19 protein-coding genes and 1 pseudogene are annotated in these 21,158 nt (G+C 59.8%); 3 read left to right on the top strand and 17 right to left on the bottom strand.

All coding sequences use genetic code 11. The features are described 5' to 3' along the window. Positions 1 to 132 precede the first annotated feature (132 nt). Positions 133 to 1,098: a GlxA family transcriptional regulator gene (locus tag SOP95_RS11995; RefSeq protein WP_323607227.1), complete on the bottom strand. Its 966-nt coding sequence runs from the start codon at positions 1,096 to 1,098 to the stop codon at positions 133 to 135. 192 nt (positions 1,099 to 1,290) lie between these two features. Between SOP95_RS11995 and SOP95_RS11990 the strand changes: the two genes are divergently transcribed. After that, on the top strand, positions 1,291 to 1,932 hold the full coding sequence (locus tag SOP95_RS11990; RefSeq protein WP_323607226.1) for an HD domain-containing protein: 642 nt from the start codon (positions 1,291 to 1,293) through the stop codon (positions 1,930 to 1,932). Positions 1,933 to 2,068: 136 nt separating this feature from the next. Here SOP95_RS11990 and SOP95_RS11985 read toward each other — a convergent pair whose 3' ends face one another. The 8 genes and pseudogenes from SOP95_RS11985 to SOP95_RS11950 all read right to left on the bottom strand — a co-directional run. Then, the gene (locus SOP95_RS11985) at positions 2,069 to 2,956 is read right to left on the bottom strand and encodes an ABC transporter permease subunit (protein WP_323607225.1); all 888 of its coding nucleotides are present in this window, start codon (positions 2,954 to 2,956) and stop codon (positions 2,069 to 2,071) included. Next, positions 2,953 to 3,834, bottom strand: a complete 882-nt coding sequence (locus tag SOP95_RS11980) for an ABC transporter permease subunit (protein ID WP_274073867.1) — start codon at positions 3,832 to 3,834, stop codon at positions 2,953 to 2,955. Before SOP95_RS11980 ends, SOP95_RS11985 begins: the two co-directional genes overlap by 4 nt. Before the next feature lie 35 nt (positions 3,835 to 3,869). After that, positions 3,870 to 5,012 (bottom strand): ABC transporter ATP-binding protein, encoded by a 1,143-nt coding sequence (locus SOP95_RS11975; RefSeq protein WP_274073621.1) that lies wholly within the window; start codon positions 5,010 to 5,012, stop codon positions 3,870 to 3,872. A 73-nt stretch (positions 5,013 to 5,085) separates the two neighbouring features. Next, positions 5,086 to 6,183 (bottom strand): polyamine ABC transporter substrate-binding protein, encoded by a 1,098-nt coding sequence (locus tag SOP95_RS11970; protein ID WP_274073622.1) that lies wholly within the window; start codon positions 6,181 to 6,183, stop codon positions 5,086 to 5,088. Between the two features lie 251 nt (positions 6,184 to 6,434). Continuing rightward, the gene (locus SOP95_RS11965; RefSeq protein ID WP_274073623.1) at positions 6,435 to 7,547 is read right to left on the bottom strand and encodes a polyamine ABC transporter substrate-binding protein; all 1,113 of its coding nucleotides are present in this window, start codon (positions 7,545 to 7,547) and stop codon (positions 6,435 to 6,437) included. A gap of 169 nt (positions 7,548 to 7,716) precedes the next feature. Next, the gene (locus tag SOP95_RS11960; protein WP_274073624.1) at positions 7,717 to 9,081 is read right to left on the bottom strand and encodes an aspartate aminotransferase family protein; all 1,365 of its coding nucleotides are present in this window, start codon (positions 9,079 to 9,081) and stop codon (positions 7,717 to 7,719) included. A gap of 59 nt (positions 9,082 to 9,140) precedes the next feature. Next, positions 9,141 to 10,499 (bottom strand): glutamine synthetase family protein, encoded by a 1,359-nt coding sequence (locus SOP95_RS11955; protein WP_274073625.1) that lies wholly within the window; start codon positions 10,497 to 10,499, stop codon positions 9,141 to 9,143. A 125-nt stretch (positions 10,500 to 10,624) separates the two neighbouring features. Next, positions 10,625 to 10,897: pseudogene (locus SOP95_RS11950) on the bottom strand (gamma-glutamyl-gamma-aminobutyrate hydrolase family protein); the annotation flags it as partial. 278 nt (positions 10,898 to 11,175) lie between these two features. Between SOP95_RS11950 and SOP95_RS11945 the strand changes: the two are divergent. Further along, positions 11,176 to 12,552 (top strand): glutamine synthetase family protein, encoded by a 1,377-nt coding sequence (locus tag SOP95_RS11945; protein ID WP_274073626.1) that lies wholly within the window; start codon positions 11,176 to 11,178, stop codon positions 12,550 to 12,552. A 229-nt stretch (positions 12,553 to 12,781) separates the two neighbouring features. Beyond that, positions 12,782 to 13,417, top strand: coding sequence for a TetR/AcrR family transcriptional regulator (locus SOP95_RS11940; protein WP_323607224.1), 636 nt, complete (start codon positions 12,782 to 12,784; stop codon positions 13,415 to 13,417). Between the two features lie 94 nt (positions 13,418 to 13,511). On the opposite strand, the gene SOP95_RS11935 is transcribed toward SOP95_RS11940, so the two are convergent. From SOP95_RS11935 to SOP95_RS11900, 8 genes are all read right to left on the bottom strand, one after another. Next, positions 13,512 to 13,727 (bottom strand): TOBE domain-containing protein, encoded by a 216-nt coding sequence (locus tag SOP95_RS11935; protein WP_007967989.1) that lies wholly within the window; start codon positions 13,725 to 13,727, stop codon positions 13,512 to 13,514. Between the two features lie 33 nt (positions 13,728 to 13,760). Beyond that, the gene (gene ssuB / locus SOP95_RS11930) at positions 13,761 to 14,567 is read right to left on the bottom strand and encodes an aliphatic sulfonates ABC transporter ATP-binding protein (RefSeq protein ID WP_274073628.1); all 807 of its coding nucleotides are present in this window, start codon (positions 14,565 to 14,567) and stop codon (positions 13,761 to 13,763) included. Continuing rightward, positions 14,564 to 15,346 (bottom strand): aliphatic sulfonate ABC transporter permease SsuC, encoded by a 783-nt coding sequence (gene ssuC / locus SOP95_RS11925; RefSeq protein WP_274073629.1) that lies wholly within the window; start codon positions 15,344 to 15,346, stop codon positions 14,564 to 14,566. Before ssuC ends, ssuB begins: the two co-directional genes overlap by 4 nt. An 8-nt stretch (positions 15,347 to 15,354) precedes the next feature. After that, entirely contained in the window at positions 15,355 to 16,503 is a 1,149-nt protein-coding gene (ssuD, locus tag SOP95_RS11920) for an FMNH2-dependent alkanesulfonate monooxygenase (protein ID WP_323607223.1), read from the bottom strand. Positions 16,504 to 16,529: 26 nt separating this feature from the next. Next, on the bottom strand, positions 16,530 to 17,510 hold the full coding sequence (locus SOP95_RS11915; protein WP_323607222.1) for a sulfonate ABC transporter substrate-binding protein: 981 nt from the start codon (positions 17,508 to 17,510) through the stop codon (positions 16,530 to 16,532). Between the two features lie 89 nt (positions 17,511 to 17,599). Then, positions 17,600 to 18,193 carry an NADPH-dependent FMN reductase gene (gene ssuE, locus SOP95_RS11910; protein WP_323607221.1) on the bottom strand — a complete coding sequence of 198 codons (594 nt, stop codon included), beginning with the start codon at positions 18,191 to 18,193 and terminating at the stop codon, positions 17,600 to 17,602. A gap of 332 nt (positions 18,194 to 18,525) precedes the next feature. Further along, positions 18,526 to 19,164, bottom strand: a complete 639-nt coding sequence (locus tag SOP95_RS11905; RefSeq protein WP_274073633.1) for a peroxiredoxin — start codon at positions 19,162 to 19,164, stop codon at positions 18,526 to 18,528. Between the two features lie 295 nt (positions 19,165 to 19,459). Next, positions 19,460 to 20,800 (bottom strand): OprD family porin, encoded by a 1,341-nt coding sequence (locus SOP95_RS11900; RefSeq protein WP_274073634.1) that lies wholly within the window; start codon positions 20,798 to 20,800, stop codon positions 19,460 to 19,462. Positions 20,801 to 21,158: the final 358 nt, after the last annotated feature.

The following is a 21,158-nucleotide window of genomic DNA, read 5'->3' as shown; positions in this document are numbered from 1 at the left end:
CAGTAGATTTGTGTTGGCTGGACTGGCCCCATCGCCAGCAGGCTGGCTCCCACAATGGATCTGCGTGCACAGGACCACTGTGGGAGCCAGCCTGCTGGCGATGAGGCCCTCACAGGCAACACCCATCACAGCTCAAACCACCGCCGCAAAATTCTGCCTGAACTGCTGCGGTGTCACCCCCAGCCTGCGGTTGAACACGCTGCGCATGTGCTGGGCATCGCGGAATCCGCATTGATAGGCCACGGTCTTGAGCGGTGCGTGGGTGCTTTCCAGCAGCACCCGCGCAGCATCCACCCGCGCCCGTTCGACAAACTCGGCCGGGGTGATTTTCGCTTCCTTGGCAAACACCCGGGAAAAGTTGCGCGCGCTCATGTTGGCGGCATTGGCCAGGTCGGCAATGGTCAGGTCGCCCGTCAGGTTCGCCAACACGTAATGCTGAACCATCGCCACGGCGGAGGTCGGCTCAGCATGAGGCGTAAGGAACGGGCTGAACTGTGATTGCCCACCCGAGCGCTGGGTGAACACCACCAATCGTTTTGCCACGCTCAAGGCCACGTCAGGCCCGTGATCGCGCCCCAGCAGATACAGCGACAGATCGATCCCGGCCGTCACCCCGGCCGAGGTAAACAGCTCGCCGTCCTGTACGTAAAGCCGATCGGCTTCGACCTGGGTTGTCGGGCACAACTCAGCCAACGCAGCGGCATCGCCCCAATGGGTGGTCACCGTCCGCCCTTCCAGCAATCCCGCCCGGGCAAGCATGAACGCACCGTTGCAGATCGAGCCAAAACGCTGCGCCCGCGCGCAGGCATCGCGCAGCCAGGCATCGAACGCAGTGCCGAAGGACATGAAGGGCAATTGCGGTCCGCCGGCTACCAGCAGCAGGTCATAGGACTCCAGCGCTTCGCTGAAATGCCGGTGGGCGTTCAGCGCCAAACCGTTGGAACACGCCATCACCCCGCGTTCCACGCCAATGACCTCGAGCCGGTAGTGATCCTCGGGGGCGAGGAATCGGTTGGCTTCGGAAAACACATCCATGGGGCCGGTGACGTCCAGCGCCTGGACGCCGGCGAAGACCACGATGGCGACGGTTTTCTGCATGGTTCAAATACACCTTCAAATTTGAAAGAGATCACACGCCACCCTAGCCAAACCACGCTCAACAAGCGAGGTTGGCGCGATATGCATGCTCATTGGCAAGGATCGCAGCCATGGGTCGATTGTCCCGTTTGCCGGCCGCGAACAGACTTTAACCCTCAGCGCCGCTTCGGCGTCTACCTTGAGGAAAAGCCCATGAGCACCACCATCGCCGGCATCAAGATCCCCGACAGCGCCTTGGCCAAAGCCACCACCGAATACATCCGCGACATCGAGTCCGACCTGCTCTACCACCACTCGCGCCGGGTGTTTCTGTTCGGTGCGCTGAGCGGCGAGCGCAAGCAACTGGCCTACAACCCGGAGCTTTTGTACGTGGGCGCGATGTTCCATGACCTGGGCCTGGTGGAAGGTTATCGCAGCGACAACGAGCGCTTCGAAGTCGACGGCGCCAATGCGGCGGCCGCGTTTCTCAAGCCCTACGGGTTCAGCGATGACGACATCGAGCAGGTCTGGCTGTCGATCGCCCTGCACACCACGCCGGGTGTGCCGCAACACCTGCGGCCAAACGTGGCGCTGGTAACCGCTGGTGTTGAAATGGACGTGCTGGGCATGGACTACGCGGCGTTTTCCACCGTGCAGCGTGAAGCGGTGGTGCATGCGCATCCACGGGGTGAGGGGTTCAAGGAGTGCATCATCTGCGCCTTTGCCGACGGCTTGCGCCATCGTCCGCAGACCACGTTTGGCAATGTGAAGACCGATGTTTTGATGGATCAGGAGCCGGGGTTCAAGCCGATGAACTTCGTTGAGGTCATCCGTAAATCCCCTTGGAATGCATAGCCCCCCTGTAGGAGCCGGCTTGCTGGCGATGGAGTGTCAGTCGAAATCAATGTGACTGATACACCATCGCCAGCAAGCCGGCTCCTACAGAGAGGTACGGGTTGGCCGCAAGATTGTGGTCAACCCGACATCAGGCTCAAGCCGCTTCCGGCTGCGCGCGACGCACGTCCGGTTGCTTCCACGAATCGGCGGCGCTTTCTTCGATGGCTTGCTGGATCGCACGCTTGCGCGCTTCTTCGGCGCGACGGCTGAAGAACCAGACCAGGAAGGTCATCAGCGACACCGCCAGCAGAATCAGGCTGGCCACGGCGTTGATTTCAGGTTTCACACCCAGGCGTACCGCCGAGAACACTTCCATCGGCAAGGTGGTGGAACCCGGGCCCGACACGAAGCTCGCCAACACCAGGTCATCCAGCGACAGGGCAAACGACATCATGCCGCCGGCACCCAGGGATGGCGCGATCATCGGGATGGTGATCAGGAAGAACACCTTCCACGGCCGTGCTCCCAGGTCCATCGCTGCTTCTTCGATGGACAGGTCCAGCTCACGCAAGCGCGCCGACACCACCACCGCCACATACGCCGCACAGAACGTGGTGTGGGCGATCCAGATGGTGACGATGCCACGTTCCTGCGGCCAGCCAATCATCTGCGCCATGGCCACGAACAGCAGCAACAGCGACAGACCGGTGATCACTTCGGGCATCACCAGCGGCGCGGTGACCAGGCCACCGAACAGGGTGCGACCCTTGAAGTGGGTGATCCGGGTCAGCACGAAGGCCGCCAGCGTACCCAGCGCCACCGCCGCAATCGCCGTGTAGCAGGCGATTTCCAGCGAGCGCAGCACCGAGCCCATCAGTTGGGTGTTGTCCATCAGGCCGACGTACCACTTGATCGACCAGCCGCCCCACACCGTCACCAGTTTCGAGGCGTTGAACGAGTAGATCACCAAGATCAGCATCGGCGCGTAGATGAACAGCAATCCCGCTACCAGCATGAAACTCGAGAAACGGAAGCGCTTCATTCCTTGCCCTCCATCTCTTTGGCTTGGCTACGGTTGAACAGGATGATCGGCACGATCAGGATCGCCAGCATCACCACCGCCAGGGCGGACGCCACCGGCCAGTCACGGTTGTTGAAGAACTCTTGCCAGAGCACTTTACCGATCATCAGGGTCTCCGGACCGCCGAGCAGTTCCGGGATCACGAACTCACCCACGACCGGGATGAACACCAGCATGCAGCCGGCGATGATGCCGTTCTTGGACAGCGGAATGGTGATCTTCCAGAAGCTGTTGAAGGTGCTCGAACCGAGGTCGGACGCGGCTTCCAGCAGGCTGTTGTCGTGCTTCACCAGGTTGGCGTACAGCGGCAGGATCATGAACGGCAGATAGGAATACACCACACCGATGTACACGGCGAGGTTGGTGTTGAGGATCTGCAGCGGCTCGTCGATCCAGCCCATGGTCATCAGGAAACCGTTGAGCAGGCCGTTGTTGCTGAGGATGCCCATCCACGCATACACGCGGATCAGGATCGCGGTCCAGGTCGGCATCATGATCAGCAGCACCAGCACCGTTTGCAGCTCTTTGCGGGCACTGGCGATGGCGTAGGCCATCGGGTAGCCGATCAGCAGGCAGAGGATGGTGCTGATCAGCGCCATCTTCAACGAGCCGAGGTAGGCGGCGATGTACAACTCGTCGTCGCCGAGCATCGCGTAGTTGCCCAGGTTCAGCAGCACCTGCAGCTTCTGTTCGGCGTAGCTGTAGATCTCGGTGTACGGCGGAATGGCCACGTCGGCTTCGGCGAAGCTGATCTTCAGGACGATGAAGAACGGCAACATGAAGAACAGGAACAGCCAGATGAAGGGAACCCCGATGACCAGCTGGCGGCCACCGGGAATTATTCGATTGAGGCGGCGTTTGAATTTGCGCATGTTCATGAGCGGAGTACCACGCCGCTATCGTCTTCCCAGTACACGTAGACCTGGTCACCCCAGGTCGGCCGCTGGCCACGGCGCTCGGCGTTGGCGACGAACGACTGGACGATCTTGCCGCTCGGCAGCTCGACGTAGAACACCGAGTGACCGCCCAGGTAGGCGATGTCATGGACCTTGCCGCTGGACCAGTTGTATTCGCAGGTCGGCATGGTCGGGGTGACGAGCAGTTTTTCCGGACGGATCGCGTAGGTCACGGCCTTGTCCTGCACCGAGGTGCTGATGCCGTGGCCGACATAGATCTTCCGGTCGAGGTCCTTGCAGGTGATGATCGCGTGGCCTTCGGCATCGTCGATCACTTCACCGTCGAAGATGTTGACGTTGCCGATGAATTCGCAGACCAGGCGGCTGGTCGGGGTTTCGTAGATGTCGATCGGGCTGCCGATCTGGGCGATCCAGCCCAGGTGCATGATCGCGATGCGCTCGGCCATGGTCATGGCCTCTTCCTGGTCGTGGGTCACCATGACGCAGGTTACGCCGACGCGCTCGATGATCTCCACCAGCTCCAGCTGCATTTGCGAACGCAGTTTTTTATCCAACGCGCCCATGGGTTCGTCGAGCAACAGCAGCTTCGGACGCTTGGCCAGGGAACGGGCCAGGGCCACACGCTGGCGCTGGCCGCCGGACAACTGATGCGGCTTGCGCTTGGCGTACTGGCTCATTTGCACCAGCTTGAGCATGTCGGCCACGCGGGCATCGATTTCCGCAGATGGCAGCTTGTCCTGCTTGAGGCCGAAGGCGATGTTCTGCGCCACGGTCATGTGCGGGAACAGGGCGTAGGACTGGAACATCATGTTGATCGGCCGCTCGTACGGCGGCATGTCCGTGATGTCTACGCCATCGAGGAAAATGCGCCCCTCAGTCGGTCGTTCGAAGCCGGCGAGCATGCGCAGCAAAGTGGATTTGCCCGATCCCGAACCGCCGAGCAAGGCGAAGATCTCGCCTTTCTTGATTTCCAGGGACACATCGTCCACGGCAATCGTCTCGTCGAACTTCTTCGTGACCCGGTCGATTTTGACCAGCACCTGTTTAGGTGACTGGTCGCCCTCGAGGGCTTTCTTATAGGCGCCGGAGGCAACTGCCATTTACGAAACTCCCAGAAAAAAAGAGTGCAGTTCGCTCAAGGTGAGCCAACCTTGGATAGTTTGAGCCTTGAAGCTATTTGCCCGACTTGACCTTGGTCCAGCTGCGGGTCATCAAACGTTGAATGTTTGGCGGCAGTTCGATGGACACGTAGGTCTTGTCGAGGACCGATTGCGGTGGATAAACCGATTCGTCGGTGCGAATCGACTGTTCCATCAGTTTGTCCGACGCCGGGTTAGGGTTGGCGTAGCCAACGTAGTCACTGACCTGGGCGATCACCTCGGGTTTCAACAGATAGTTGATGAACGCGTGGGCTTCCTTGACGTTGGCCGCATCCTTCGGAATCGCCAGCATGTCGAACCACAGCGCGCCGCCTTCCTTGGGAATCGAATAGACGATGTCCACGCCTTTCTTGGCTTCGGCCGCACGGTTGCGGGCCTGGAACATGTCTCCGGAGAAACCGATCGCCACGCAGATATCGCCGTTGGCCAGGTCCGCGATGTATTTGGAGGAGTGGAAGTAGGTCACGTAAGGCCGCACCGCCAGCAACTTGGCTTCAGCCTTCTTGTAGTCTTCGGGGTTGGTGCTGTTGGGATCCAGGCCCAGGTAGTTGAGGACCGTGGGCATCATTTCATCGGCGGAATCGAGGAACGCCACGCCGCAGCTTTGCAGCTTCTTGATGTTCTCCGGCTCGAAGACCGCGGCCCAGGAGTCGATCTTGTCGACGCCCAGCGCAGCCTTGATCTTTTCGGGGTTGTAACCGATGCCATTGGTGCCCCACAGGTACGGCACGGCGTACAGGTTACCCGGATCGTTTTGCTCCAGGCGCTTGAGCAGCACCGGGTCGAGGTTCGAATAATCCGGCAACTGCGACTTGTCGAGCTTCTGGAATGCCCCGGCCTTGATCTGCTTGCCGAGGAAGTGGTTGGACGGCACTACCACGTCGTAACCGGTGCGCCCGGCCAGCAACTTGCCTTCCAGGGTTTCGTTGGAATCGAATACGTCATACACCGGTTTGATTCCGGTGGCTTTCTGGAAGTCGGCCAGGGTGGTCTCGCCGATGTAATCCGACCAGTTATAAATATGCACGGTACCGGCAGCCTGGACACTGGCAGCGAGTGTCAGTCCGGCGCCGATCAACATGGCATTGCGCAACAAAGAAAAAATAGGCAAGTGGAGGTCCTCTAAAATGAGTTGGGCTCAAGTTGCCCCGTGTTACATGACAGCCATGGCTGCCTGGCAACTAAACCGGCGCGCAACTTACCCTCGAAAAACCGTTCCAGCAAAACTTTTATGCAGATACCACGCCCCTTGTGGGAGCGAGCCTGCTCGCGATGGTTGTCAACGATAACGTTGGGTACCTGGTACCCCGCGGCGCTCTCAGGTCCATCGCGAGCAGGCTCGCTCCCACAGGGGGTTACTCCTTATTTACCGGATTTGATCTTGGTCCAGCTGCGGGTCATGATCCGCTGGGTCGCGGCCGGCAAATCGGCAATCGCGTACAGCTTGGCCAATACATCCGCCGGCGGGTAAATGCCCGGGTCGTCAGTGATTTCTTTATCAACCAATGCCGTAGCGGCCGCGTTACCGTTCGGGAAGCGTACGGCGTTGGTGATTTCAGCCATGATTTCCGGCTTCTGCAGGAAGGTCATGAACTTGTAGGCGCCTTCGACGTTTTCGGCATCTTTAGGGATGGCGACCATGTCGTAGAAGCTGCCTGCACCTTCTTTCGGAATGTTGTAGCTGACTTTCACCTTGTCACCGGCTTCAGCCGCGCGGGACTTGGCCTGGTAGATGTCACCCGAGTAACCCACGGCCACGCAGATGTTGCCGTTGGCCAGGTCGGAGATGTACTTGGACGAGTGGAAGTAGCCTACCGAAGGACGGATTTTCAGGAACAGCGCTTCGGCTTCGGCCAGTTGTTTCTTGTCCTGGCTGTCGGTTGGATAGCCCAGGTAGTGCAACGCCACCGGAATCATCTCGGTTGGCGAGTCGAGGAAACTGATACCGCACGACTTCAACTTGGCGGCGTTTTCAGGTTTGAACAGCAGATCCCAGGAGTTGGTCGGTGCATCGGCACCCAATGCAGCCTTGACCTTCTCGGCGTTGAAGCCGATACCGATCGAACCCCACATGTACGGGAAAGCGTGTTCGTTACCCGGGTCGCTGACCGACACGGCCTTGAGCAGGTCAGTGTTCAGGTTCTTCCAGTTAGGCAGCTTGGACTTGTCCAGCTTCTGGTAAACGCCAGCCTTGATCTGCTTGGCCAGGAAGTTGTTCGACGGTACGACGATGTCGTAACCGGACTTGCCTGCCAGCAACTTGGCTTCGAGGGTTTCGTTACTGTCGAAGACGTCGTAGACGACTTTGATACCCGACTCGTCTTCAAACTTTTTAATGGTGTCCGGAGCGATGTAATCGGACCAGTTATACACGTGCAGAACTTTGTCATCCGCCTGAACCGCGCCCGCCATCAAGCCCATCAGGGACATGGCGAGGAGGGTCTTGCCAGCAAGCTTTTTTCCTAATGCCTTCATGCGTAATGCTCCAAATTTTTCTTTTTTGAACCACTTTGTTCAGCGGCCGAACCCGGACAACTGGAACCGCGGCTAGTCTGGCAAGATCCGAGGCGGTCTTTCAAGGAAAGGCCAGCCTTTCTCACGGCTCCGGGCGAAAGTTTCATGCCTTGCGCCCAGAGCCTAGCACTTAGGCCTGCAACGCACTCAGGGTCAGGTCCAGGCACTTGCGCGCCTTGGTCACCAACTCATCGATTTCCGCAGGCGTAATCACCAGCGGTGGCGCGATGATCATGGTGTCGCCCACGGCACGCATGATCAGCCCGTTATCGAAGCAGAACTGCCGGCAGATCATGCCGACGCCCTTGCCTTCATAGCGCTTGCGAGTGGCCTTGTCCTGAACCAGTTCGATCGCCCCCAGCAGACCGACCCCACGAACTTCCCCTACCAGAGGATGATCGTTGAGTTCACGCAAACGTTTCTGCAAATACGGTGCCGTTTCAGCGTGGACGCGCTCGATAATTTTTTCATCGCGCATGATGCGGATGTTTTCCAGCGCCACTGCCGCCGCCACCGGGTGACCGGAATAGGTGAAGCCGTGGTTGAAGTCGCCACCTTCGTTGAGCACGTCCACCACTTCGTCCCGCACGATCAGGCCACCCATGGGGATGTAGCCGGAGGTCAGGCCCTTGGCGATGGTCATCATGTCTGGCTTGAGGTCGTAGAAATCGCTGCCGAACCACTCGCCGGTACGGCCGAAACCGCAGATCACTTCGTCGGCCACGAACAGGATGTCGTACTTGGCGAGAATTTCCTTGATGCGCGGCCAGTAGCTGTCTGGCGGAATGATCACACCGCCAGCGCCCTGGATCGGCTCGGCAATAAAGGCGCCGACATTGTCCACGCCGACTTCGAGGATTTTCTCTTCCAGCTGGTTGGCCGCCCAGATCCCGAACTCTTCAGGGGTCATGTCGCCGCCTTCGGCGAACCAGTACGGCTGGGCGATGTGGACGATGCCCGGAATCGGCAAGTCGCCCTGTTCGTGCATGTAGGTCATGCCACCCAGGCTCGCGCCGGCCACGGTGGAACCGTGATAACCGTTCTTGCGGCTGATGATGACTTTCTTCTTCGGCTGGCCCTTGATCGCCCAGTAGTGACGAACCATGCGCAGCATGGTGTCGTTGCCTTCAGAGCCGGAACCGGTGAAGAACACGTGGTTCATGCCTTCTGGCGCGACATCGGCGATGGCCTTGGCCAGCTCCAGTACCGGCGGGTGGGCGGTCTGGAAGAACAGGTTGTAGTACGGCAGTTCGCGCATCTGCTTGCTGGCGGCATCGGCCAGTTCATCGCGACCGTAACCGATGGCCACGCACCACAGGCCGGCCATGCCGTCGAGGATCTTGTTGCCTTCGCTGTCCCACAGGTAGACGCCCTTGGCATTGGTGATGATCCGCGGGCCTTTCTCCTTCAGCTGCTTGAAGTCGCTGAACGGAGCCAGGTGGTGATCATTGCTCAGGGTTTGCCATTCACGGGTTTGCGGATTGTTGCTGGTCATACCAATCTCCTAAAAAATCCAGGTGAGAGCGCCACCCGACAACGGCGGCGCCCGGCGCATCAGACGGCAAAAAGCAGGAATTCCCGTTCCCACGAACTGATGACGCGCTTGAAGTTTTCATGCTCGGCCCGCTTGACCGCGACGTAGCCAGTGATGAAATTCTTGCCCAGGTAACGCTCGATGGTTGCGCTGTTTTCCATGCGCTCGAGCGCGTCTTCGATGGTCAGTGGCAGTCGCAGGTTGCGGCGCTCATAACCACGGCCCACCACCGGCGCGCTCGGGTTCAGGCCCTCGACCATGCCGATGTAGCCGCACAGCAAGCTCGCGGCAATGGCCAGGTACGGGTTGGCATCGGCGCCCGGCAGGCGGTTTTCCACGCGACGGTTCTGTGGCCCGGCATCCGGCACCCGCAGGCCCACGGTGCGGTTCTCTTCGCCCCACTCCACGTTCACCGGCGCCGAGGTGTCCGGCAGGAAGCGGCGGAACGAGTTGACGTTGGGGGCGAACAGCGGCAACAGCTCGGGAATCAGCTTCTGCAAACCACCGATGTGGTTGAGGAACAGCTGGCTCATGGTCCCGTCTTCATTGGAGAAGATGTTCTTGCCGGTCTCCATGTCGATGATGCTCTGGTGCAGGTGCATGGCGCTGCCAGGCTCGCCGGTCATCGGCTTGGCCATGAAGGTCGCGGCCACGTTGTGCTTGAGCGCGGCTTCGCGCATGGTGCGCTTGAACACCAGGATCTGGTCGGCCAGGGACAGGGCGTCGCCGTGACGGAAGTTGATCTCCATCTGCGCCGTGCCGTCCTCGTGGATCAGCGTGTCGAGGTCCAGTTCCTGCAGTTCGCACCAGTCATAGACGTCCTCGAACAGCGGATCGAACTCGTTCGCCGCCTCGATCGAGAACGACTGGCGACCGATTTCCGGGCGACCGGAACGGCCGACCGGTGGCTGCAACGGATAATCCGGGTCGTCACTGCGCTTGGTCAGGTAGAACTCCATCTCCGGCGCCACGATTGGCTGCCAGCCCCGGTCGGCATAGAGCTTGAGGACCTTCTTGAGCACGTTGCGCGGCGACAGCTCGATCGGGTTGCCCTGCTTGTCGTAGGTGTCGTGGATCACCTGGGCGGTCGGTTCGATGGCCCATGGCACCAGGAACACTGCGTTCTGGTCGGGACGGCAGATCATGTCGATGTCGGCCGGATCGAGCAGCTCGTAATAGATGTCATCTTCGACATAGTCGCCGGTCACGGTCTGCAGCAGAACGCTCTCGGGCAGGCGCATGCCCTTTTCGGCGATGAATTTGTTGGTCGGCGAGATCTTGCCCCGGGTGATCCCGGTCAAGTCGGCGATCATGCATTCGACTTCTGTGATCTTGTGGTCTTTCAACCAATCGGTGAGCTGGTCGAGGTTGTTACTCATAAATGCCTCTAGGCTTTGAGTTTCCTGACTCTTGGGAGTCAGGCAGTAGTTGACGCATCGGCGTCGCGTTGAAATGCAAGTTTGCGCCAGGCTATCGTGCTTGTGTGTACTTCTGCGCATGACAGGCGTGCAGAATCGCGAGCGGTGCCCTGCACGAAGGCCGAGCCGCTATTGTGAATCGGTTCTATATTGAATGGAGTAACCGTAATGGGTGTGCCGTCGAGACCGTCCAGAATATCGGACGGGGTCGGTCGATCCGCCAGGGACGGGAAGATCACCGACAGGTCCGGAGCCGCTGCGGCCACGGCGCTGACGCAGGTGTCGCCACTGCTGTGATAAGCATACAGACCGATCTGCGAAGAGCAGGCGGTGACGCCGATTATCGGCAGGCGAGACATGAAGCACCCCGGTATTATTGCTGTTATGGGTTTGATTCGAGCTTAGCCTTGTTCATTTTTTTACACAACACCCCCGTAAAAAATACAACACGGCCCGCTCAAGCTTGCGGTGGTTAAACGGCCAAGGGCTATAAAAACGCCCCAAAGCGCCCCAAAAAAGCCACACGAGCGCTTTTTTAGGGCAAAAAAGGCCTCGCTTGACTTCGGCAAGCCGTTCGGGTTGACTGGAATCCGAAAAGATCAATGATTGATATTTTTAACAACAAAGGTGTTGCATCATGTCGGTACCCCCGCGTGCCGTTCAGCTTAACGAAGCGAACGCGTTCCTTAAGGAACATCCTGAGGTTCTGTACGTTGACCTTCTGATTGCGGATATGAATGGTGTGGTGCGCGGCAAGCGCATCGAACGCACCAGCCTCCACAAGGTTTACGAGAAAGGCATCAACCTGCCGGCCTCTCTATTTGCTCTGGATATCAACGGCTCCACGGTGGAAAGCACCGGCCTGGGCCTGGACATCGGCGACGCCGATCGAATCTGCTATCCAATCCCCGATACCCTGTGCAACGAGCCATGGCAGAAGCGCCCCACCGCGCAACTGTTGATGACCATGCACGAACTCGAAGGTGATCCTTTCTTCGCCGACCCGCGGGAAGTCCTGCGACAAGTCGTGACCAAGTTCGATGAAATGGGCCTGACCATCTGCGCCGCGTTCGAACTGGAGTTCTACCTGATCGACCAGGAGAACGTGAACGGTCGTCCGCAACCGCCGCGCTCGCCGATCTCCGGCAAACGCCCGCACTCGACACAGGTCTACCTGATCGACGACCTCGACGAATACGTCGACTGCCTCCAGGACATCCTGGAAGGTGCGAAAGAGCAAGGCATCCCGGCCGACGCCATCGTCAAGGAAAGTGCCCCGGCGCAGTTCGAAGTGAACCTGCACCACGTGGCCGACCCGATCAAGGCTTGCGACTACGCCGTACTGCTCAAGCGCCTGATCAAGAACATCGCCTACGACCATGAAATGGACACCACCTTCATGGCCAAGCCTTACCCGGGCCAGGCGGGCAACGGTCTGCACGTGCACATTTCGATTCTCGACAAGGACGGCAAGAATATTTTTGCCAGTGAGGATCCCGAGCAGAACGCCGCGCTGCGTCACGCGATCGGCGGTGTGCTCGAGACCCTACCGGCGCAGATGGCTTTCCTCTGCCCGAACGTCAACTCCTACCGTCGATTCGGCGCGCAGTTCTATGTGCCGAACTCCCCGTGCTGGGGCCTGGACAACCGCACCGTAGCGATTCGCGTACCCACCGGCTCCGCCGATGCCGTGCGTATCGAACACCGTGTGGCCGGCGCCGATGCCAACCCGTACCTGCTGATGGCTTCGGTTCTGGCAGGCGTGCACCACGGCCTGGTCAACAAGATCGAGCCGAACGCACCGGTTGAAGGCAACAGCTACGAGCAGAACGAGCAGAGCCTGCCGAACAACCTGCGCGATGCGTTGCGCGAGCTGGACGACAGCGAGGTCATGGCCAAGTACATCGATCCGAAATACATCGATATCTTCGTGGCCTGCAAGGAGAGTGAGCTGGAGGAGTTTGAACACTCCATCTCCGACCTTGAGTACAACTGGTACCTGCATACCGTTTAAGTGGTTGCAGTAATAAACAAACGCCGCCGGCTGTCATAAGCCGGCGGCGTTTTTTTATGGCCGCCTGCGGCGGATCGCCAGCAGGCTGGCTCCCACAGTTGATCTCCAGTGAACATAAAGTCTGTGTACACCGCAAATCCCTGTGGGAGCCAGCCTGCTGGCGATGGCGTCCTGGCAGACAACACACAACCTGACTCGTACAATGCCCCCTGCCCCGCAGGAGACTCCAATGACGCGCACCGCCACCGCTCGCAAACCCCGCGCCCGCAGCCAGGCCCGGATCGATTCGATACTCGACGCCGCCCGCACGCTGCTGGCCGCCGAGGGCGTGGCCAGTCTGTCGATCTACAGTGTCGCCGAACGCGCGCAGATCCCACCCTCCTCCGTCTACCACTTCTTCGCCAGCGTCCCGTCCCTGCTCGAAGCGCTGACCGCCGACGTCCACGCGGCCTTCCGCGCCTGCCTGCAAGAGCCCATCGACCATGGCGCCTTGAGCGGCTGGCGTGACCTGTCGCGACTGGTGGAGCAACGCATGCTCGAGATCTACAGCGAAGACGCCGCCGCCCGCCAACTCATCCTCGCCCAACACGGCCTGACCGAAGTGACCCAGGCCGACCGTCAGCACGACATCGAACTGGGCGACCTGATGCACAAACTATTCGACCACCACTTCGAGCTGCCGAAGCTGCCGAACGATGTCGATGTGTTTGCCCTGGCCATGGAGCTCGGTGACCGGGTGTATGCGCGCTCGGTGCAGCAGCATGGGCAGATCACGCCGCGCATGGCCGAGGAAGGGATGCGGGTGTTCGATGCATACCTGGGGCTGTATTTGCCGCCTTACCTGCCCAAGCGCGTTGCGCTTTAAAAGATCGCAGCCTGCGGCAGCTCCTACAGAGGAATCCGTTCCCCTGTAGGAGCTGCCGCAGGCTGCGATCTTTTGACTTTAAAAACACCGGCGATCACAACTTGGCGATCGACACCTCGGTGGATTTCACGAACGCGATCACTTCGCTGCCCACCGCCAGCTCCAGCTCTTTCACCGAACGGGTGGTGATTACCGACGTGACGATCCCGGAAGCGGTCTGCACGTCGATTTCCGACAGCACATCGCCCAGAACGATTTCCTTGATCGAGCCTTTGAACTGGTTGCGTACGTTGATGGCCTTGATAGTCATGATATTGATTCCTGTCGTTGATTGAGGCTTGAGTTATTGAGCCCAACGCAACTGCGTAGGCAAGGGTGAAACAGGTTCCGGTTCCGGCGGTTGGCCGGGCAGTGACAGCACGCGGTTGAGCACTTGGGTTTCCAGCGCCGCCAGCCGATGGGAGCCGCGAACCCGAGGGCGCGGCAGTTCCACGTGCAGGTCCAGGCCGACTTCGCCGTCTTCGATCAGGATCACCCGATCGGCAATTGCCACCGCTTCACTGACGTCGTGGGTCACCAGCAACACGGTGAAGCCGTGCTGTTGCCAGAGCCGCTCGATCAGCTGCTGCATCTCGATTCGCGTAAGCGCATCCAGGGCGCCCAAAGGTTCGTCGAGCAGCAGCAAGCGCGGTTGGTGGATCAATGCGCGAGCCAACGCCACCCGTTGCTTCTGCCCACCGGACAGGGCCGCCGGCCACTCGTTGGCGCGATCCGCCAGGCCGACCGCTTCCAGCGCTTCCAGCGCCTTTGGCCGCCAGTTGCCCGTGAGTCCCAGGCCGACGTTGTCGATGATCTTTTTCCACGGCAACAGACGCGCTTCCTGGAACATCAAGCGAGTGTCTTCCCGCGCCTCACTCAGCGGCGCGGAGCCGGCCAGCAATTCACCACCGGTGGGCTTGTCGAGGCCTGCGAGCAAACGCAGCAAAGTGCTTTTGCCACAGCCACTGCGACCGACCACCGCGACGAACTGACCCGCCGGAATGTGCAGGTCGATCTCACGCAGCACCTGCCGCGAGCCGAAGGTTTTTTGCAGCTTGCGCACCGCCAGCGGAATTCCGCGCAGCAGGCGTGGAGGTTGTTGAGCCGTCATGCGGCACCTCCCTTGACGACCTGATAAGCCGGATGCCAGCGCAGCCACACACGTTCAAGTCCACGGGCGGCGAGGTCGGCCAGTTTGCCGAGCACCGCGTAGAGCAGAATCGCCAGCACCACCACGTCGGTCTGCAGGAACTCCCGGGCGTTCATCGCCAGGTAGCCGATGCCGGAACTGGCGGAAATGGTTTCCGCGACGATCAGCGTCAGCCACATGAAACCCAGGGCAAAACGCACACCGACCAGGATCGAGGGCAGCGCCCCCGGCAGGATCACCTGGCGGAACAGGCTGAAGCCGGACAGACCATAGCTGCGCGACATTTCCACCAACGCCGGATCGACGTTGCGGATGCCGTGATAGGTGTTGAGGTAGATCGGGAACAAGGTGCCCAGCGCTACCAGGAAAATCTTCGCCGACTCGTCGATGCCGAACCACAGGATCACCAGTGGAATCAACGCCAGGTGTGGCACGTTGCGGATCATCTGCACCGAGCTGTCGAGCAGGCGTTCGCCCCACTTCGACAGGCCTGTGATAAAACCCAGGGTCAGGCCGATGCCGCCGCCGATGGCGAAACCCAGCGCCGCGCGCCAGCCGCTGATTGCCAGGTGCGTCCAGATTTCGCCGCTGCGCACCAGGTTCACACCGGCTTCGATCACGGCAATGGGCGCCGGCAGAATCCGCGTCGACAACCAGCCCGCCGACACCGACAACTGCCACACCGCCAAGAGCAAGACTGGCAACGCCCAGGGCGCAAGGCTGTGAATGATCTTCTTCATGGCGCGCCTCAGCTCTGGGACGCGGCTTTAGGGAGAATGTCGTTGGCGACCATCTCGCCAAACGGGCTGACGTAGCCGGCGCTTTTCGGTAGCTCCGCACGTTCGATATCCAGGTGTGGGAACAGCAGCTCGGCGACGCGATACGACTCTTCCAGGTGTGGATATCCGGAGAAGATAAAGGTGTCGATGCCTAGGTCCGCGTATTCCTTCACGCGCGCCGCAACGGTCGGGCCGTCACCCACCAGCGCTGTGCCGGCACCGCCGCGCACCAGGCCGACACCGGCCCACAGGTTGGGACTGACTTCCAGGTTGTCGCGATTGCCGCCGTGCAGCGCGGCCATGCGTTGCTGGCCAACGGAATCGAAGCGCGCCAGCGAAGCCTGGGCACGAGCGATGGTGTCGTCGTCCAGGTGCGAGATCAATCGATCAGCCGCTTGCCAGGCCTCGGCGTTGGTTTCACGCACGATCACATGCAGGCGAATACCGAAGCGCACGGTGCGCCCGAGCTTGGCGGCCTTGGTGCGCACCTGGGCGATTTTCTCGGCAACGGCCGCCGGTGGCTCACCCCAGGTCAGGACCATTTCGACCTGCTCGGCTGCGAGGTCTTGCGCCGCTTCCGACGAACCGCCGAAGTACAGTGGCGGACGCGGTTGCTGGATCGGTGGATAGAGCAACTTGGCGCCCTTCACGCTGATGTGCTGACCGTCGTAGTCGACGGTTTCGCCTTCCAGCACCCGACGCCAGATGCGGGTGAATTCCACCGAGGCCTGGTAGCGCTCTTCGTGGCTGAGGAACAGACCGTCGCCGGCTAACTCTTCCGGATCACCCCCGGTGACCAGGTTGAACAGCGCACGACCGCCGGACAGACGATCCAGGGTCGCGGCCTGCCGCGCTGCCACCGTCGGGGAAATGATCCCGGGGCGCAGGGCGACGAGGAATTTCAAACGCTGGGTCACCGGGATCAGCGACGCCGCCACCAGCCACGAGTCTTCGCAGGAACGCCCGGTGGGAATCAGCACCCCGCCGAAGCCCAGTCGATCCGCCGCTTGCGCGACCTGTTGCAGGTAACCGTGATCGACGGCGCGAGCGCCTTCGGCGGTGCCAAGGTAATGGCCGTCGCCGTGGGTAGGCAGGAACCAGAAGATATTGAGGCTCATGGAGTGGTCTCCTTGGGGGTTCGAATTTACTGGGCTTTGGTTACTGAGCTTTGGGCAACGGCCGCCGGTGGCGTCCAGATCACGTCTTTGATACTCAGCGGCTTGGGAATCAGCTTGAGCTGGTAGAAGCTGTCGGCGATTTTCTGCTGGGCGGCGACCACTTCCGGGGTCAGGAACAACGCGCCGTAGCCCTGGCGTTTCACCGAAGTCAGGGTGATGTCCGCCGGCAGGCCGAGCAGTGGCGAAACCTGTTTGGTCACGTCTTCAGGGTTGGCTTTGGACCATTCGCCGACTGCCCGCACTTCTTCCACGAGGGTCTTGATCACCTCAGGATTTTTCTGCGCATAGGGCTTGGTGGCGAGGTAGAACTGGTGGTTGTCGACGATGCCCTGGCCATCGCGCAGGGTGTGCGCTTGCAGCTGCTGTTCGGCGGCGGCCTGGTAAGGGTCCCAGATGACCCAGGCATCGACGCTGCCACGCTCGAACGCGGCGCGGGCATCGGCCGGCGGCAGGAAGACGGTCTGGATATCGGTGTATTTGAGCCCGGCGTCTTCCAAGGCGCGCACCAGCAGGTAGTGCACGTTGGAGCCTTTGTTCAGCACGACTTTCTTGCCCTTGAGGTCCTTCACCGATTTGATCGGCGAGTCCTTCGGCACCAGGATCGCTTCACTGTGCGGCGCTGGCGGTTCGTAGGCGACGTAGAGCAGATCCGCGCCCGCTGCCTGGGCGAACACGGGCGGGGTTTCGCCGGTGACGCCGAAGTCGATGGAGCCGACGTTCAGGCCTTCGAGCAGTTGCGGGCCGCCGGGGAATTCAGTCCATTGCACGTCGACGCCTTGGGCGGCGAGGCGTTTCTCCAGGGTGCCTTTGGCTTTGAGCAGCACCAGGGTGCCGTATTTCTGATAACCGATACGGAGTGTCTCGGCTTGAGCTTGAGTAATGGCGCCGAAGGTGACAGCCGCAGCAAACAGAGCGACCAGACCGCGACGCAAAATGACAGGGCGCATGGCGCTCTCCTTTTTGCAGTGGGGTTTTGGCTGCACCTGCTTGCCCGTTGGCGGGCGAGTAAGGCCAGTACTTCAAATTTCGATGAGGCTTAAATGCTCCAGCGAGCACTCAACAAACGATCATTCAACAGGTTCGGATCAAGCGGCCTGGGCCGTCGTGCCATGGCGCTGAAAAACAACTCCAGCGACTCGTCCAGTCGTTGCTCCAGCTCCGGCGCCAACTGCGCCAGGGCGCTGCCTTCGCCGTAGGCGATCTGGCTGTCGACGGCGAAAATCCCTTGCAGCAGCTCCTGGGCTTTCAATGCCGACAGCACCGGCTTGAGGGCATAATCCACCGCCAGCATGTGGGCAATGCTGCCCCCCGTGGCCATCGGCAGCACCACCTTGTGGCTCAGGGCGCGTTCGGGCAGCAGGTCCAAAACGGTTTTCAGGGCTCCGGAAAACGAAGCCTTGTACACCGGCGTGGCGATCAGCAGGCCATCGGCGTTTTCAATCTGTTGCAGCAGATCGACGACCTTCGGGCTGTCGAAGCGTGCGTGCAGCAAGTCTTCGGCCGGGAAGTCCCGTACCTGATAACTCACCACTTCCACGCCCCGCTCTTGTAACCAACGTCGGGAGCGATCCAGCAGCACCCCGGATCGGGAGCGCTGGCTGGGACTGCCACCCAGTGAGACGACCAGCATTGAGAGACTTCCTTAAACGGTGTTGGCGATTCGCGGCTTGCGATCTCGCTTTGATGCAGTGACCTTAACAGGTGATTTATATATCTATAAATCATATTTATTCATTTGGTTATTCGTTTAAGAGATATGCAAGTCAGTTTCTTCCAGGCAAAAAAACAGGCCGTTAAAACGACCTGAAATCCCTTGCTTTATGGATGCATTTCACTCTTGACACTGCGTTGCCTGACCCGCCGTCTTCGCGAGCAAGCCCGCTCCCACAGGGAGTACGCGGTCACTGTGGGAGCGGGCTTGCTCGCGAAGGCGGCATCTGCCACAGCACAAAGCTCAATGACTCATTTGTTTGGCTGCGGCGTCAGGCGCAGGTACGGTTTCACCGCGCGATAGCCCTTGGGAAAACGCTGGCGGATTTCGTCTTCATCCTTGAGCGACGGCACGATCACCACCTCGTCACCGTCCTGCCAGTTGGCCGGGGTGGCCACCTTGTAGTTGTCGGTGAGTTGCAGCGAGTCGATCACCCGCAGGATTTCATGGAAGTTGCGCCCGGTGCTCGCCGGGTAGGTGATGGTCAGCCGGACCTTCTTGTTCGGGTCGATCACGAATAGCGAACGCACCGTCAGGGTGTCGTTGGCGTTCGGATGGATCAGGTCGTACAGGTCCGAGACCTTGCGGTCGGCGTCGTCGAGAATCGGGAAATTGACCAGGGTGCCCTGGGTTTCGTTGATGTCTTCGATCCACTTGTGGTGCGATTCCACCGGGTCGACGGACAGGGCGATGGCCTTGACCCCACGCTTGGCGAACTCATCTTTCAGCTTGGCGGTAAAGCCCAGCTCGGTGGTGCAAACCGGCGTGAAGTCGGCCGGATGGGAAAACAGCACACCCCAGCTATCGCCCAGCCATTGGTGGAACTGGATAGCACCAGCGCTGGAATTCTGTTCGAAATCGGGGGCGATATCGCCGAGTCTGAGGCCCATGGTGCTGCTCCTTGTGAGTGCTTGATGAGCTCAACTGTGCCTGTATTTTTTATCTATTAAAAAGAATAAATATCAATTTATTTAGCACTAAATAGAATATTAAAGATCTCTTCACTGGACGCGCGAAGCCATCGCGCCGAACATCGGCCCCAAGGTTCGAGAAGGCCTTGAGTTGCTGCAAAAGAGGGGACTTTCCTGGCGGGTTTACGGGGGTGAGCCCGCCTCGAAAACGCAAAAGCCCCGCCCGGCGTGATGCCGGGTGGGGCTTTTTTTTCCTTTGGTTACCCGAGCGCTGTTAAAGCAGCGGGATCGAGTAGCTGACGATCAGGCGGTTCTCGTCCTGGGAGCGAGTATTCGGCAGATCGGTGCGCCAGGTGGCGTTTTTCCACATCACGCCGAGGTTTTTCAACGCACCGGACTGGACCACGTAACCCACGGTCAGGTCGCGCTCCCACTCGGAAGCGCCGCTGGCCGCTTCACGACCGGCAGCGTTGACGGTATCGATGTCATCGCCATGCAGATACACCACACCCGCCGTCAGGCCAGGCACGCCGAGCTTGGCGAAATCATAGGAGTAGCGTGCCTGCCAGGTGCGCTCGCCGGCACGGGCGAACTTCTGGATTTGCGAATCGGTGATGATGTAGGCCGACGATCCGTCGCCCTGGTTCAGCCAAGGGAAGTCGCTGCTGCCGTTGCTGACCTGGTAACCGCCACCGAAGGTGTGACCGGCAACGGTGTACAGGAACAGGCCGCTGTACAGGTTGTTGTCGACCTTGCCTTTACCGCTCGGCGCGTTGTAATTGCCGGTGGTGTAGTACAGCGGATCGTGACCGTTGGCACCGTCATCGGTGCTGTTGAAGTAGCGCAGGTCCGACTTCAATACACCTGGGCCGATTGACCAGTTGTGCACCAGGCCCAGGAAGTGTTGCTTGTAGAACTCTTCGAGGTTGCCGTAGTAGTACTGGGCCGTCAGGTCTTTGGTGAGCTTGTAGTCACCACCGGCGTAGATGAACTTGTTGCTGTCACGACCTGTTGTGGCACGGCTGTTGGCGCCCGAGATCGACAGCTGTTCGTTGTTGCTCGAGTTACGGCCTTTGACCTGCTCGATCTGGCCACCGATCAGGGTCAGGTCCTTGATGTCGCCCGAGGAGAGTTGGCCACCCTGCCAGGTTTGTGGCAGCAGACGGCCGTCGTTGGTCACGATCACTGGCAGTTTTGGCTGCAGGGTGCCTAGTTTCAGCTCGGTCTGGGAGATCTTGGCTTTGGCAGTCAGGCCCAGGCTGGAGAAGTTATCAACGGCTTCGCCGTTGGACTTGCTCGGGAAAACAGTACCGCCGTAGGAGTTGTTGGAAGCACCGTTGGTGCCGCCACCCGAATCCAGCTTCACGCCCAACAGGCCGATCGCATCAATACCGAAGCCAACCGGGCCTTGGGTGTAACCGGAGGTGAAACGCAGATCGAAGCCCTGGCCCCATTCTTCGTTTTTGTTCGGACCGGTACCGTCACGGTAGTCGGTGTTGATGTAGAAGTTGCGTAGCCCCAACGTTGCCTTGCTGTCTTCGATGAAACCGGCGGCGCTTGCCTGCTGCGCCAAAACCCCTACGGCCACAGCCAGGGCCAAGGTGGACTTGTTCATTGTTTCGCTCCTATCGTTTTCTAATTCCTGGTCCTGGGTCGAATGCCCTGGATCCGCAAGCGCCATTGGCGCCAGACCGTCTGGATCGGTCGTTTTTTTGGCCGCGCAGAATACTCCTTCATAATCCTAAAAAGAATTGCAAAATTAATTTTAATCGCATTTAGGAATATGACCCGACAGCGCTGACCCGAGGTTGTCGGCGATAAAACCGATTCCTGTTTTGTTGGGTGTTCGGGGATTTGAAGCTCGATCCGAGGCTTACGGTGCGTGTCGGATGGCCTTACTTTAAGCGGATTAGTAAAAAGCTAAAAAGAATAAAAAATCATCACATGCATTGTTTATGGAATATAAAAATGCA

The sequence above is a fragment of the Pseudomonas sp. YuFO8 genome (genome assembly GCF_035065025.1).
In the GTDB taxonomy this organism is placed as follows: domain Bacteria; phylum Pseudomonadota; class Gammaproteobacteria; order Pseudomonadales; family Pseudomonadaceae; genus Aquipseudomonas; species Aquipseudomonas putida_AE.
This window is presented reverse-complemented; position numbering and strand designations above follow the sequence as displayed.

Coding starts and splice junctions, on each gene's coding strand:
- SOP95_RS11995 (WP_323607227.1), bottom strand. CDS start 1,098: ATGCAGAAAACCGTCGCCATCGTGGTCTTCGCCGGCGTCCAGGCGCTG.
- SOP95_RS11990 (WP_323607226.1), top strand. CDS start 1,291: ATGAGCACCACCATCGCCGGCATCAAGATCCCCGACAGCGCCTTGGCC.
- SOP95_RS11985 (WP_323607225.1), bottom strand. CDS start 2,956: ATGAAGCGCTTCCGTTTCTCGAGTTTCATGCTGGTAGCGGGATTGCTG.
- SOP95_RS11975 (WP_274073621.1), bottom strand. CDS start 5,012: ATGGCAGTTGCCTCCGGCGCCTATAAGAAAGCCCTCGAGGGCGACCAG.
- SOP95_RS11965 (WP_274073623.1), bottom strand. CDS start 7,547: ATGAAGGCATTAGGAAAAAAGCTTGCTGGCAAGACCCTCCTCGCCATG.
- SOP95_RS11960 (WP_274073624.1), bottom strand. CDS start 9,081: ATGACCAGCAACAATCCGCAAACCCGTGAATGGCAAACCCTGAGCAAT.
- SOP95_RS11955 (WP_274073625.1), bottom strand. CDS start 10,499: ATGAGTAACAACCTCGACCAGCTCACCGATTGGTTGAAAGACCACAAG.
- SOP95_RS11945 (WP_274073626.1), top strand. CDS start 11,176: ATGTCGGTACCCCCGCGTGCCGTTCAGCTTAACGAAGCGAACGCGTTC.
- SOP95_RS11940 (WP_323607224.1), top strand. CDS start 12,782: ATGACGCGCACCGCCACCGCTCGCAAACCCCGCGCCCGCAGCCAGGCC.
- SOP95_RS11935 (WP_007967989.1), bottom strand. CDS start 13,727: ATGACTATCAAGGCCATCAACGTACGCAACCAGTTCAAAGGCTCGATC.
- ssuB (WP_274073628.1), bottom strand. CDS start 14,567: ATGACGGCTCAACAACCTCCACGCCTGCTGCGCGGAATTCCGCTGGCG.
- ssuC (WP_274073629.1), bottom strand. CDS start 15,346: ATGAAGAAGATCATTCACAGCCTTGCGCCCTGGGCGTTGCCAGTCTTG.
- ssuD (WP_323607223.1), bottom strand. CDS start 16,503: ATGAGCCTCAATATCTTCTGGTTCCTGCCTACCCACGGCGACGGCCAT.
- SOP95_RS11915 (WP_323607222.1), bottom strand. CDS start 17,510: ATGCGCCCTGTCATTTTGCGTCGCGGTCTGGTCGCTCTGTTTGCTGCG.
- ssuE (WP_323607221.1), bottom strand. CDS start 18,193: ATGCTGGTCGTCTCACTGGGTGGCAGTCCCAGCCAGCGCTCCCGATCC.
- SOP95_RS11905 (WP_274073633.1), bottom strand. CDS start 19,164: ATGGGCCTCAGACTCGGCGATATCGCCCCCGATTTCGAACAGAATTCC.
- SOP95_RS11900 (WP_274073634.1), bottom strand. CDS start 20,800: ATGAACAAGTCCACCTTGGCCCTGGCTGTGGCCGTAGGGGTTTTGGCG.